The organism is Mesorhizobium sp. LNJC394B00, assembly GCF_000502555.1.
GTDB lineage: Bacteria > Pseudomonadota > Alphaproteobacteria > Rhizobiales > Rhizobiaceae > Mesorhizobium.
This window is the reverse complement of record NZ_AYWH01000014.1, coordinates 16294-29519: the sequence shown is the minus strand read 5'-3', so window position 1 is coordinate 29519 and position 13226 is coordinate 16294. Positions and strand designations below refer to the sequence as shown.

At 62.4% G+C, this 13226-nt stretch carries 9 protein-coding genes and 3 pseudogenes; 2 read left to right on the top strand and 10 right to left on the bottom strand.

Annotated elements, in window-relative coordinates; all coding sequences use genetic code 11:
* Window positions 1–224: 224 nt before the first annotated feature.
* Together X751_RS136970 and X751_RS0134480 are read right to left on the bottom strand one after the other, a co-directional pair.
* Window positions 225–863: an FMN-binding negative transcriptional regulator gene (locus X751_RS136970; RefSeq protein ID WP_023672382.1), complete on the bottom strand. Its 639-nt coding sequence runs from the start codon at window positions 861–863 to the stop codon at window positions 225–227.
* 49 nt (window positions 864–912) lie between these two features.
* The gene (locus tag X751_RS0134480; RefSeq protein WP_245265852.1) at window positions 913–1698 is read right to left on the bottom strand and encodes an XRE family transcriptional regulator; all 786 of its coding nucleotides are present in this window, start codon (window positions 1696–1698) and stop codon (window positions 913–915) included.
* A gap of 13 nt (window positions 1699–1711) precedes the next feature.
* Here X751_RS0134480 and X751_RS136975 point away from each other — a divergent pair, with 13 nt between their 5' ends.
* Window positions 1712–2791, top strand: coding sequence for an aminotransferase class I/II-fold pyridoxal phosphate-dependent enzyme (locus tag X751_RS136975; protein ID WP_245265851.1), 1080 nt, complete (start codon window positions 1712–1714; stop codon window positions 2789–2791).
* A 539-nt stretch (window positions 2792–3330) separates the two neighbouring features.
* A pseudogene (locus tag X751_RS01000000164410) lies at window positions 3331–4940 on the top strand (MFS transporter).
* Between the two features lie 407 nt (window positions 4941–5347).
* On the opposite strand, the pseudogene X751_RS1000000168665 reads toward X751_RS01000000164410, so the two are convergent.
* The 8 genes and pseudogenes from X751_RS1000000168665 to X751_RS1000000168230 form a co-directional block, all read right to left on the bottom strand.
* A pseudogene (locus X751_RS1000000168665) lies at window positions 5348–5742 on the bottom strand (nodulation factor fucose acetyltransferase NolL); the annotation flags it as partial.
* A gap of 344 nt (window positions 5743–6086) precedes the next feature.
* Window positions 6087–6200: pseudogene (locus X751_RS1000000168235) on the bottom strand (SMC-Scp complex subunit ScpB); the annotation flags it as partial.
* 817 nt (window positions 6201–7017) lie between these two features.
* Window positions 7018–8985 carry a relaxase/mobilization nuclease RlxS gene (gene rlxS / locus X751_RS136980; protein WP_023746207.1) on the bottom strand — a complete coding sequence of 656 codons (1968 nt, stop codon included), beginning with the start codon at window positions 8983–8985 and terminating at the stop codon, window positions 7018–7020.
* 187 nt (window positions 8986–9172) lie between these two features.
* Window positions 9173–9829, bottom strand: coding sequence for a lytic transglycosylase domain-containing protein (locus X751_RS136985; protein WP_348524588.1), 657 nt, complete (start codon window positions 9827–9829; stop codon window positions 9173–9175).
* 17 nt (window positions 9830–9846) lie between these two features.
* Window positions 9847–10395, bottom strand: coding sequence for a S26 family signal peptidase (locus tag X751_RS136990; RefSeq protein WP_023672374.1), 549 nt, complete (start codon window positions 10393–10395; stop codon window positions 9847–9849).
* Complete coding sequence (locus X751_RS136995) at window positions 10392–10661, bottom strand: helix-turn-helix domain-containing protein (protein ID WP_023672373.1); 270 nt, start codon at window positions 10659–10661, stop codon at window positions 10392–10394. Before X751_RS136995 ends, X751_RS136990 begins: the two co-directional genes overlap by 4 nt.
* Before the next feature lie 171 nt (window positions 10662–10832).
* The gene (locus X751_RS137000; RefSeq protein ID WP_023672372.1) at window positions 10833–11156 is read right to left on the bottom strand and encodes a DUF736 domain-containing protein; all 324 of its coding nucleotides are present in this window, start codon (window positions 11154–11156) and stop codon (window positions 10833–10835) included.
* 370 nt (window positions 11157–11526) lie between these two features.
* A complete protein-coding gene (locus tag X751_RS1000000168230) occupies window positions 11527–12420 on the bottom strand; it encodes a hypothetical protein (RefSeq protein WP_245265850.1) in 894 nt (297 codons plus the stop codon).
* Between the last annotated feature and the right edge of the window lie 806 nt (window positions 12421–13226).

Genomic DNA, 13226 nt, shown 5'->3' with positions numbered 1-13226 from the left:
ACGGGGCGCAGGCGCCGGAAACGAACCCGCCCACCGCAACCTGCAAACTCCCGCCTGTCCTCACGACGGAGCAATCCTGTCGCCTGACCAGGCGCGTGGAAAAGCATCACAAGGGTGACCACAGCGTCGCTTCAGGCCGTCAAACGCTATTGCCGTGCGTCAAGGCGGACTAGGTGACCCGTCGGGAAGCCGGCACCAGCGGCTTTGTCGGGACAAGACACATGCTATTGGGATTTGACCGCCGCAGCCGCGAGCATCGCTTCTCCCATCGCAATGGCCCCTTGGGCACGCAGCATTTCGCCAGGGTTCTGAATGTCGCGCAACTCTTTGTTCTGGCTGAGTTTTGATTTTCCAACCAGGCCGGTGATCTCGATCTCCAAGGCGACGATTGCCCTGACCATCGTGTCGATGAAGTCCTTCGGCGCGTCGCCCATCTTCCATGGGACCGGCTGCGAGGCTTCTTGCATGTGAGTGAGCTTCGCCACGTTGCGGCGCACATACCGCTCATCATCCCGGACAGTGATGCGTCCGTGGGCATGGACGACGAGATAGTTCCAGGTCGGCACCTGCTTGTGGAATTCATGCTTGCTCGGATACCAGTTCGGCGAGATGTAAGCGTCGGCCTCACGGAAGATTACGAGAACCTCATCGCCATTGGCGACTTCCTCCCAGACTGGGTTCTTGCGAGCGACATGGCAATTGAGAACGCCCTTGTCTCCCTTCGAGCGGTCAAGCTCGAAAGGGAGGTGGTTCGCGTCCAGCGTGCCTTTGCTTTGGGTGACGAGGATACCCAGCGGGTGTCTCTCGATAAGGTCAAACAGGGCGTTCTGATCAGGGACGGCAAAATGAGGCGGAACGTACAACGGTTTATCTCCTGTCGCGAATGTGCGGTTGTTAGTAATCGGCGGGGCCTTACGGAACGTGCCCCTGAATCTTCGCTGCCGTCGACGAGTGCCCCGGATTTCGGTGTCCACCACGCTCAAGCACCGCCATCGTGAAGTGGGCGGGCACATCAGATGCCGCCGCATATGAGTGAGGTTGGTCAGTGACAAGCCGCGCACTCTCGCCTTCGCTTAAAATTTCCACGTGGGTACCTACCACAACGCTCAGGGCACCCTGTCTGACCGAGATCAGCTCGCGCGTATCCGGACTATGAGCTTCCGCGGAAAACACATCGCCCGGCATCATGACCCAGCTCCACAGTTCGAACATCGTGCGTCCCGAGGTCGACGAATGCAGTTGCGCAGAGCTTCCCTTGGCGCTCGTCCAAAGCCTCCTGGTCTCTGTCCGCTCGATGGGAAGGCGCACCGTGGAAGGGTGCTCGTTCAACAAATCGGCCACCGAGAGCGAAAACGCCGCCGCCAGCCGACACAGTATGCCGATACTGGGGTTCGCCCTACCCTGCTCCAGCGCGACCACGGTTCCCTTCGATAGGCCACTTAGTTTAGCCAGGCGATCCAGGGTCAGGCTTCGGTCACGCCTCAAGTCTCGGATCCGGGCTGCTATCGCTTGCCCAAGCGCTTGCTCGGCATCAAACGCTTCCGTAACATTGGTCATTATATTGACTTGGGTCCTCGGCTCACGTATTGCGGTCAGTATAATGACCGGCACGAAATTGCAACTGCCCGTTAGGAAGGAATAACCGATGCGTTTTGAGACGAAGGCGATCCACTGCGGCCGAGGTGTCGACGCGTCCACGGGGGCCGTATCCATGCCGCTGCACACCAGCACGACGTTCGAACGAGGCGCCAACGGGTCATTTCCGTCCGGCTTCGAATACACAAGGGATGGAAATCCGACACGCAATGCGTTCGAGGCGGCCATGGCGACGCTTGAGGGAGGGGGAGACGGCATTGCCTTCGCTTCGGGCATGGCCGCAATCGCTGCAGTTTTCGAGAGCCATCCGTCGGCGGGTCGGATCGTTCTGCCGGATGACATGTATTTCGGCGTTCGTTCGCTGATCGAAGAGACCGACATTGGGTCTCGCTTCGACTTTGCCCCCGTCGACATGCGCGATTTGGACGCTTTGCGCGCCGCGGTGACATCGAAGCGGACTGGCCTCGTCTGGGTCGAGACGCCGTCAAACCCGATGATCCGCGTTGTCGACATTGCGGCCATCTGCGCAATCGCGCACGAGGCAGACGCCTTGGCGGTGGTGGACAATACGTGGGCCACCCCAGTGCTTCAACTGCCACTCGAAATCGGGGCAGACGCGGTGATGCACTCGGCGACAAAGTACATTGGCGGCCACTCGGATTTGATGGCCGGTGTCGTCATTGTCCCAAACGCGTCACCCCTCGGTCGCCCATTGCGGATGGTCCAGAAACACAAGGGCAGCGTCGCAGCGCCCTTCGACTGTTGGCTGGCGTTGCGGGGCCTGCAGACATTGCCGGTCCGCATGCGCGCCCATTGCGAAGGCGCCCAGAAAGTGGCCGAGGCCCTGGCGTCTCATCGGCGCGTCGAAAAAGTGCTCTTTCCTGGTTTGCAAACTGATCCGGGACACGATCTTGCTACGCGGCAAATGAGCCATTACGGAGCGATGCTATCCTTTATCGTCGAGGGCGGAGCCGATGCTGCAATGGCCGTGGCCGGCCGCCTGAAGATTGTTGTCCGGGCGACAAGCCTTGGCGGGACGCATTCTCTGATAGAGCATCGCGCATCCGTTGAAGGTGCGAAGTCCAAAGCGCCAGGCGGATTGCTGCGAATTTCTGTAGGGCTTGAACATCCTCAGGACATTATAGATGACCTGATGCAGGCCCTCGGCGAAACCTGCAAAGCGGGAGTCCAATGACGGGTGCAAGAACTCTGGCGCCGCTTTACGTGACGGCTGGCGCAGCCGACGATCGGCAGAACAATGTTCCTGCTGAGTAGAACGCACGTCCTCTGGTGAACCGCTACCGCCGTGTCGCATTGTCTCGGGCGTGGTGGTCGCCTGGGTGATGAACGTCTTCGGGTTTCCGGACGATGGCCACGCGCTCGACCGGATAGCGGAAATACCCAGATTTGCCGTTGACCTACTGCTGCTCGACCTCGTCGGAGATCGCGGTCAACAGATGGGATGGATGTGCTGGCACTACGGCAGTTTGACAAGCCGGCCATCGGGGCGCTAGCACCGTCCAAAGCCAAGAGTCGCAGGGCAGAACTGACCGCACCCAGCGGGCTGCGGGACCCATCAGCTACGGCCAGGTTGGTACCTCAAGGCGCATCAGCACCATGGATGTCACATTGTCCTTGTTGCGAGCCGGAACTTCGTTGTGACGAGTCTGTGCACAGAGCGCACCGCTGTAAGCAAATGAGCGGACGAACGACACCCACTGGAGGAGAGAAGTGATGCGGCGTCAAGATCCTCCGCGCTTTGCGGCAAACACACTGATCCCTCTTCACAACCCGGTCTTTCGTTCTATCTGGACAGCCACGCAGATATCCAGCCTTGGCTGGCTGGTGCAGAGCGTGGCTATAAGCTGGCTCATGGCGACGATTTCAGCCTCCGATCTAATGGTTGCGCTCGTACAGGCTGCATCGACACTGCCCGCGTTCTTCTTGTCGATCCTTGCTGGAGCCATTGCAGACAGCTTCAGCCGCCGCGGCGTGATGCTTGCCGGACACTGCCTTATCGCACTGGCATCCACGGCGCTGGCACTCGCTGTGGGACTGGGCTTTGTTAGTCCATGGCTGATCCTGGGACTGAGTTTCTTGGCCGGATGCGGCTTTGCCTTGAACGATCCAGCATGGCACGCGTCGGTAGGCGATATCCTGGAAAAGCGCGACATACCCGCCGCAGTGACGCTGATGTCGGTGGGCTACAACGTGGTTCGGAGCATAGGACCGGCGCTGGGCGGTGTAATCTTAGCTTTGCTAGGCCCCCTTTCGGCTTTCGCCCTCGCTGCGCTGAGTGACCTGGTCCCGTTGAGCGCTGTTCTGCGCTCAAAGTGGCAAGTTCGCTTTTCGCCTCTTCCGCGCGAGCGGATGACTACGGCCATTCATGATGGCATGCGATTCACGGCAATATCCTCAGAGATCAGAGTGGCGATTGTGCGTGCAACCCTATTCGGGCTGTCAAGCATCTCGATCCTTGCTCTGCTCCCCCTCCTGGTTCGCGACCAGCTGGCGGGAGGGCCAATTGTTTACGGGGTGCTATTGGCTGGCTTCGGCACAGGCGCCTTCATAGCCGGCATTGGCAGCAGCTACTTGAGACGCATTACGTCCCAGAACCGATTGATCACGCTCGCATCCGTTGCTTGCGCAACGTGTTGCCTTTTGATGGCCCTCACATCGTCGGTGGCTGTGGCGGCGATCGCGCTTGCAATCGGTGGCGCTGGCTGGGTTGTCACCTGGACCGGAACCGACGTGTGTGTGCAGTTGGCAAGCCCAAGGTGGGTCGTTGGTCGGACCCTGTCCATCTATTACGCCCTGACCTACGGCGGCATGGCAGCGGGCAGCTGGATCTGGGGTGCTGTCGCGCAGTACTATTCGCTGACGTGGGCTTTGGAAGGTGCTGCAGCGGCACTGTTGCTGGTCGCGGCTGTGGGAAAGCTATTGCCAGTGCGGCTATGGGAGGAATCGGATCAAGCGGCCGTCGACTTCAGGCCACCAGAACTGGCCCTCCCTTTGAAGCCCAGGAGCGGTCCGATCGTGATCAAGGTGGAGTACTCGATACCCGAGGAGAGTATCGATGAATTTCTGAGCTGCATGCGCGAAAGGCGGCGTGTTCAAAGCCGTGCCGGNCGACGCTTTGGACCGAGACATTCCGCACGCCGACATGGACGGACTATCTTCGTCTAAACCATCGGCTAACGGTGAATGACAGGGAGGTAGGCGAGCGCCTTGCCGCTCTGCACATGGGTGATTCTCCGCCTCGCATCTCACTTTCAATCGAGCGGTCGACAAGCCCCGCCCCCGGCAGCCAAGTCCAGCCTGTGCCTTTTGTATCGCGCCCGTGAGAAAACCAAGACTTGTCTGGGCTTGGACACGGAACGAGCTACTCCTTAATTTGTCGAGCCTGCCCGGATTGCAAATCGTTCCGGCCGGTTAGGCGAGCATGAGGATTCGCGCGGCAATTATGTCAATCACGGGTCCCATGTTCAGCCCGCCCCCCTCTGCCGCCAGATCGGCTTGAGCACGGTTTCAGGTCGCCTGTCCTTTGCATAGCGGCGGGCAACGAATAGCAAGGGGGCGGAGGGTATCCCCGTCTGCGAAGCGGGCGGAGGAGGAATCCGCAAGGCGGGTTGCTGGGGAGAGGGGCCGCGCGCCTCTTTCCGCCTCACTTAGAAAACATGCGGCCAAGCACGTTCATGTCGGCCGTGGGCGGCCGCAACAATTGCCTACAAGGCGCAAGCGTCGTCACATATTAAGCGTAGCCGCGCGACAACCATCCGTGGTCACGCGCAATCCTGCGAATTGTCAAGCGGAGACAACGATCGCGGCACCAAGCAAAGTGGCGAACCCGATTCTGCTCGGGAGATCCCAAAGCTCTCCGAACCCTATTAGATCCATGAAGCGAAACACGGCGCCCTGAAGCAGGTAAAGCAGCAGTGTGCTCTGACCAAGCTCCACCGCAACAAAGCGAGCTACGCGAGTTGAATGGCCAACTCTCCAGCATAGGAACATAAGCTGCATTGTGACTGCAGAAGTTGCTACGGAGCCAATGAACATCAGCAACACTTGTCTCGCCGACTCTCCATCGTAGATCGAAACGAGATTGTTGTAGACGTAAGTCTCCCTTCCCCAAACAAGAAAGCACACTCACGGCGTGCCGAGCAGCTTGGCCAAGGAGCCGCACTGGGGCCTCCGGAGTGAGTGTTATCGCTCAAGCAGCCACGTCGGCGCGGCCTAAAATCTTCGATGAGCGCGTCAGGAGAGCGTCGATCTCCACATTTCTTCCAGGAGATCGTCCCCACATCATCATGGCCACGGCTCTAACGGGCTGGCCCTCCCTTTCCCGTTTTTTGTCTCGATGCTCGGTTGCGCCGCCCGCCGGGGCAAGGCAAAAAAATCGTCGAGGCTGAGCCCCCACTGCGGCTTCGGCGAAATATTCATCCACGGGTTCGCATCACCGCGGGCAGCGGGCGAGTTCGTCGATAGGAGTGCGGATGGAAGTAGGCGATGCACATCGTCACCAGCGGCTCAGATTGTGTGAGGTCCACGGCTCGCTGGTTTCCGCCGACGGCGGCGCGGACGGCATCGGTATGCGCAGAGCGGGTCCGTCGGCTTGGCGTCAGTTTCGGGGCAAGGGGCTATTGCTGGTCGCGCGGCGCTGAGTTGGGCGGAAGGATCGACGGCGCAACCCGGGGCTCCCGCGCGACGAGCAGGTTCTTTTCCCGGTCTGACCTGGCCTCGACTCCAGATGTCGCGATGACCGACGTGACCGGCGCGATTGAACGGGTCTCATGCCCAAAGCTGCCTCGGTGCCCAGTAGCGGCACCGCATGACCCACCCGGCGCTGCTCGAAGTAAACCGCGGCCAGCCAACATCCGAAGGTGCGCCAGACCCGATGTCGCGGCGGCCTGATGGCTCCGGCGCCGTGCGCGGCAGAAAGCTGCCGATCTCGTCTGGCATGGTCGCTGACCGCATCGTCACCCGGGCCATCGCAGCGACTTTTCTCCGTTACAAAGTCCCCGCGGGACGGACTGCCAGGGCCAACAGCACCCGCAGGGGCGACCGCCGCGTCTGCCGGTCCTGCGAGTAGAATAAGATCGGGAAGTGCGGCTTCATCCTCGATGCCAGAGCTCGCTTCGCCGTACCGCGGCCGCCATAGCCCCTTGCGCTATCACGAGTCAGCCCACCTTTCTATTGGCAGCCATCGGGAGCCGATCCGCAACCACAGGGCGGCACCTGTCGGCCCGGCTTCCGTGTCAACGCAGAACATGATGCATATTCCCAGCGCTTTTTGACAGAGCGAACTACAAAATGCAGAACACTGACTCTCCGCCAAATGAATGCTGCGAGCAAGCAGCAGGCGGAGGAACTCCGTCTGGGCTGAGTACCTGTTTCAACGTGGACAAATAAATTGTAGCCAGTTCACGAAACGCCAGGCCCGCTCCTCTGCCGTCCGATCGTCCAGGAAATCCCCTCGGCGCGCACCACGCCAGACACCTCCTTGCCGATATGATGCTCAAGCACCGGCCGCCAGGGCACCAGCGTGAACTCGCGCGATTTCTCGATGACAGCGTATTTTCCGGCGGCGAGCTCGACGCAGCGGCGCAGCGTACCGTCTATTCGATTGCCATGCTGCGCTTCAGAATACGAGTGCCCGAGTTCGTCCGAGAGCTGACTGGCAACACGGTTCAGCTCTCGTTGGCGCAGCATTGAAAGCATGTTGGCGCGATAGATGACCCGATCCTGCGCATCATGGGCAAGACCTTGCGCGATCAGCCACTGCTGTCGGCGGGCCTGGACCTGACGTACTTCTCGACCGAAGCCAGAGTCGCGCAAGGACTCAGGGTGGGCTGATACCAGCTCCTGGTCGATCCAGGTGGCGCCGTCAAAGCCTACTTGGCTCTCCAGCGGCATTGATGAGAGCTTGTCGACGACAACAGGCTGGGCCCTCGCTCGTTGACGCTCGTAATCCGCGACGCGGTTGAGATGGTCGGGCGCGACTGTCCATGTGCCGTCCGGCTCGCGCTCGACGCCACCGGTCGCACGGCGGATCGCCTCCAGTCGCCGCACGTGCGTTTCGGCAAAGCGTTCGGTGGCCGAGGGGTCATGCTTGAGATGGATATCGATGCTGTAGCGCCCGTCGTTGACCGTGGCGATGCCGGCAATTGTGCGGTCGACTTTTCTTGGCCCGGTGTCCCTCGGCCTGATCCGCACTATGCAGCCTTCTGGTGTCGGTTGGGTGGCCTCGCCTTTGCCGATATCAAAATAGTGGCTTTTGCCGTCCACGCCGTCGACGACGAGGTAATGGCGGTCAGTGATTTCGTCGGCCAGCCCGCGCCCGACGACACGTCCGACCACGGTTTGGGCCGACCCGTCGGATCGATCGTGGATAAGATGGTCGGCGGCACTGCGGACGAGCCCCTTGCCGGTCAGCTCGCGATGGATGGTCTTGACAATGTCGCCGCGCTCGCCGATGCGGCGTAGCGTGGCTTCGAGATCATCCTCCAGGCGCCAGCGACCCGAAGGCATCTCCTCGGCGAGGCCCATCCGCTCGAGCTTGCGCAGGCGGCCCTGGTGCAGCGTCTGGCGAAAGGTGTCTCGGCTGGCTGGTGAGACATGCCCCTCGTCGCGCATGCGCATCAGCTGCCGGTCGATGCTGGTGAAGCGTTCCTGCTCCATCTCCTGGCGCAAGCGCTGCTCGATCTCGCGGTCGGTGCGCGGGCCAAGGTCGAGGCTAACCAGTTCGGCTGCGCGCTCGCGCAGGCCAGAGGAGATGTAGTCCCGCGCGATGACGAGGTTTTCGCCGTGATCGTCCCTGCCGCGCACGATGATGTGGGTGTGAGGATGGCCGGTGTTGAAATGGTCGATGGCCACCCAGTCTAGCCTGGTGCCGAGGTCTTCTTCCATTTGCGCCATGAGGCGCCGGGTGAGCAGCTTCAGGTCATCATACTCGATACCGTCTTCAGGGCCGACGATGAAGCGGAACTGATGACGGTCACCGTTCGCGCGATCGAGAAAGGCCCTGCCGTCCGCGTGGTCTTTGTCGGCAGCGTAGAGCTCGCCACGCTCGCCTTCCCGGGTGACGCCGTCGCGCTGGAGGTAGCGGAGGTGCGCACGAGCTCCGTCGACTCCCTTGCCGGCCAGCTTGACGATGCGTGCCTTGACGACTGCGCGCCGCTGCCGAAACGCCGCGTGGCGGTCGCGTGCTCTAAGAACGGCGGCAGCAGCCCCGCCGCGCCCCACCCGGCTTCCGATGAAGCGGCTGCCGCGTCCGCTCCTGCCGCCTGCTCGGTTGACCGCGGCCTGGACCTGGCCAGCGTAGCGTTTGCCCGCCTTCGAGCCGCGCGAGCCAATTTTGCCGAGCCTCGGCGTGAATTCGTCATCCTGCATGCGGCCTCCGATGAACCAGCAGCAAAATCAGAGGCTTGCGGCGCCAGACCCTCCTGGACCCGCAGGCAGCCTCCTGGGAAAACGATGTGCAGACAAACACTTCGCCGCCTCAGGAGGCGATGCCTTTATCTTGCCTTCCGCGGACCTGCCTCCCTGCCCCCCGCCCGAACCGCGGTAGCCGCTGCCCTCACCTGCGATCCGGCCGGCCTGACCTTGCTCGCTCCGATCCGAGCGGCACCAGGAGGTGGCCATTCGGGCCGGTCACGGAAACACCGTTTCGGAGGAAAAACAGCGACTGCCCGGAAGGGATTCCCGGCGCGCTTTTGGAACGGGATTTGTCGGTGAGCGCGTCCATATCGGCGGCCGAAATGCCCGCCGCCTTGACCTCTTCCAGATACGAAACCGTCTCGCTGGGCAGTGGCCGCCCACGCTGCAAATGCTGTTCGTAGCGCTCCGGCCCGGCGTTATAGGCTGCAAACAGGCCTGGAAATCCGAAGCGGTCATACATGGCGCGCAGATAGGCAGTGCCTGCCAGAATGTTGTCGCGAGGGTCGTGCGGGGCGGCTCCCAGGCCAAGCTCTGCGCGCAACTCCTCGTAGGTGCCCGGCATCACCTGCATCAGGCCAATGGCACCGGCGGTCGACGTGACCGGCCGTCCATTGAGCCTTGTCTGCCCCCGGCTTTCGGCATCCATGACGGCATAAATCCAAGTCTGTGGAATGCTGAAACGCCGGCTTGCTTCGGCTACGAAGGGCTGCCATCTTGCAAGCTGCGGACTATGGGAGATGACGACCGGCTTCGTGTTGGTCGCCGCGGAACAGGAGCATGGTGCGAGAGACACCATGCCCAGCATCAGGAGGGTCACTCGGTCCATAGCGGCACGAGCCTCCCGATGATATTTTCGGTCGGCACCGGCCCGAAATAGCGGCTGTCGAACGAGCGATTTTTGTCGCTGCCGAGTAGGAAAACCTCGGCAGCGGCGAGCTTTCGGCAGGCATTCCACCAAGGCAGCGGACGGTGCTGCGTGTCGGTTGCAAGCCGGCGCGCGACAATCTCGCCGCCGATGATGATGGCGTCGCCGAAGGCGCAGACATGCTCGCCAGCCAGCGCGGCAAGGTGCTTGACCAGCGGCACGTTGCTGGGCAGATAGAAGCGTTCGGCGGCCAGATCGACGACCGGTTTTGGCGGGCGGACGAGTACGAGATCACCAAGAGCCGGCGATCCGGACGCGACGCGATAGAGGCCGACCGGCGCACTCGCCGAGGCGTTCCAGACCAGCCAGTGCGATGGTTTGCCGAAGGCGGCGAAGCCGATCAGGGCAAGGCCCATCGTGGCCATGGCGATCGTCTTGCGCGCCCGAATGCGCCGCAGATGGCTGCCGATCAGATGGATGGTGGGACGCCGGCTCATGAGCGGCCTCCCTCGCCGGCCGAGCCGGAATCGTGCCCGCCGTCCTCGGGCCCGGTCTCCTGCGCGTGCCCCTTCGACCAATCGTCGAGTTCGTCGATGTGATAGCGGACATAGCGGCCGTGCTTGCGGAATTGCGGGCCGCCGCCTTTGAGGCGCATCTTCTCCAGCGTGCGCTGGGACAGCCCGATATAGAAGGCCGCCTGCGCGGTATTGAGAAACGGACTGCCCTTCTTGGCGCGGGCTGCGCGTTCGTTTTCGTCGTCCATGATGATCCTCGTTTCGCTACGGACAAGCCAAGGCGAGGATCGGCGAGCGAGATCGTTTTGGGGACGGGCGAAGAGTGGGGGGCGAGTTTTCGCCGCCCCCTTCGGCGGCCTCACGGGTCCTGAGAGAGGACCCCGCGCCGGTGGCGGCGCGGGGCTTTCCGGATCGGCCGGTTAGTCGACCGGGTTCCAGATGATGGCGTAAGTGTCGTCGTCATCCTGGCCGGCGGCGCGGCCGAGATTGGCGTAGAGCTTGCGGGGGCCAAACTCGGGGGCGGCAATCGACAGGCTCACATAGTCCTTGCCGGAGGTCTCGCCGGTGCGGATCCAGCCCGCACCCACTTCGACCCCTTGCGTCAGCACCCGGAAGTCGGGATGGGTGTCGGCGCTCTTTGCCTGATTGGGCACGATATCGATGTCGGCGCGGACGCTGAGCGTCTTGAGCTGGCCCTTGTAGCCGCCGTTTTCCTGTTTGGTGACGTATCCGATCGCGGTCATTTCCAGTCTCCTCTTGGTGCTCGCAAGGGACCATTCCCCTGCGATGGCGGACCGTGATGGGCGCGTCCGGACCGCCGGAACCGGGACGGCCGCAGCGATAGCGGAGGACCCGCGCGGGCAGCTTTTTTGAAGCGAAGCGGCGCGAGGAAGCCGCCGCAGGCGGCGGGGAAAAAAGCTGCCGGCGAGGGTTTCGGGCGGGCCTGATCCGCCCATAGGTCGACAAGCCAGCCGCAGGGAATGGTCCCCGAGACACAATGGAGACAGGTGGCGCGATCGGTGACACAAGAAGCCGGCCGCAATGCAGAGCGCCGGCTGCGCGGGCTCTGTCGGCAACCGGATCGGACAATTGGCCCCATGGGCCTTTGGCGCCTCAGCAAGCAACCCGGCGCGGTGCGGGGCTGCCGAAATGGGGGAACTGGCGTCGGAATTTCTCGCGCGCGGCACTGGCTCGACAAGACGCCCAATCGGCAGCCGGCGTGGCCCGTAGCGGCGCGCGCGACCTGAGCGGCGGTAATCGAGAGAACCGCCGCTCGGGCCCTGATCGACTATTCGCGCACGAACAGCGGCTGCACTTGTGTCCACTGATCGGCGGTGCGGAGCCGCTGCGGCTGGTGTAGCTTTCGGCCGGGAATTTCATCCAGCGCGGCAGCCAGGTCTCGACCCAGGGGCGGCCATTCTCGCCCGCCAGGAAGTCGCGGATTATGTTCTTTTGCGTCTTGACCTTCTCGGCGACATTGCCGTCCGCGACCAGCTTGCCGCCGACGTCGGCCAGCATCGAATTGGCGATTTCCTTGTCGCGCAAGAGGTCGAAGAAGGCATCGTCCGGTTGCCACCATATGCCCATGTCGACGTTCAGGTGGTTGCCGAGCGCCTCGACGACGGCGCTGCCCGCTGCAAGCGTCTCGGCCATGACAAGGGTGAGAACGCGCATGACATCGTCGTCGCAGAGCGCCAAGAGGCGCGCGAACACGCCGGCGATAGCAACGGCGTCGCCATTGCCGCCGGCGACCAAGCTATCCTCATCCGGTGATCCGAGCAGGGCCAATACCTCGCGCCGCTTTTTGCCGAATGCGGCTTCAGCCTTGCAGCCGGCAAGGCTGGCAGTCACCGTCTCGTTGGCTGCGCGCTGCGGCTCAGGCCGCACCTGCCACAGGCCCGAACCGGTGATGGCGTGCGCCACCACGAGGCGCAGCGCCACGGCGGGATGGTCGAGCATGGCCGCGCGCACGGCGGCATGGCGATGCAGATCGATATAGTTGTGCATCGGGCCGGTGACTTCGGGGCGCGGCAGCTTGGCGGCTGTTTCTTCTTGCTCGCCGCCCTCGCGGGCGCGGCGGGCTTCCTTGCGTGACAGCCAGCCCTCGTGACACTCGACCTCGCCGCGATGCGAGACAGTGATGACGATCTTGCCGCCCTTCTTCTTCGGGGTCTTCTCGTGGTCCCATGCGTGGAAATACTGGCCCGGTTCCAGCGCACAACCTCGCTCCAGCCCTCGTTGAGATAGGTGTCGCGTTTGGTGGCAATCGCTTCGTTCTGCTTTTGCCAGAACAGGTCGGCATCGGCGAAATAGCTGTCCTCGCCGAACAGGTCCGAGGTGATCAGGCCGGGATACTCCTCGATGGCAAACAGTGCCACCTTGGTGGAAATCGACTGGCCGCCGAACAGCCATTGCTTCAATTGATAGCCACGCAGCGCGTATTGATCGGGATCGGCACAGAGTGCCAGCCAGTCCTTCTGCTGCGCCTTGGAAGACATTGTGAGATGGCGCACCGGCTCGGTGTCGATCTCCTCGCGCCGATAGGCTTCGCGGATTTTGGGCAAGAGGTCGCCAAGCGCCAGAATGCGTTTGACCTTGAGATCAGTGATGCCGAAGGTCACAGCGATGTCGAGAACGGTGCGGCCTTGCCTGACAAGCCGCGAAACGTCTCCCATTGCCATACTTCGTCAGGATCGAGGCGGGCGAGGTTTTCGATCAGGAAGCTTCGAGCGCATCGGCGTCGTCACCGTCCTCCATGATGGCGCAGGGCAAGGGATCGCCTTCACCGCGCTCGTCGGCAAGCGATTTCGCGG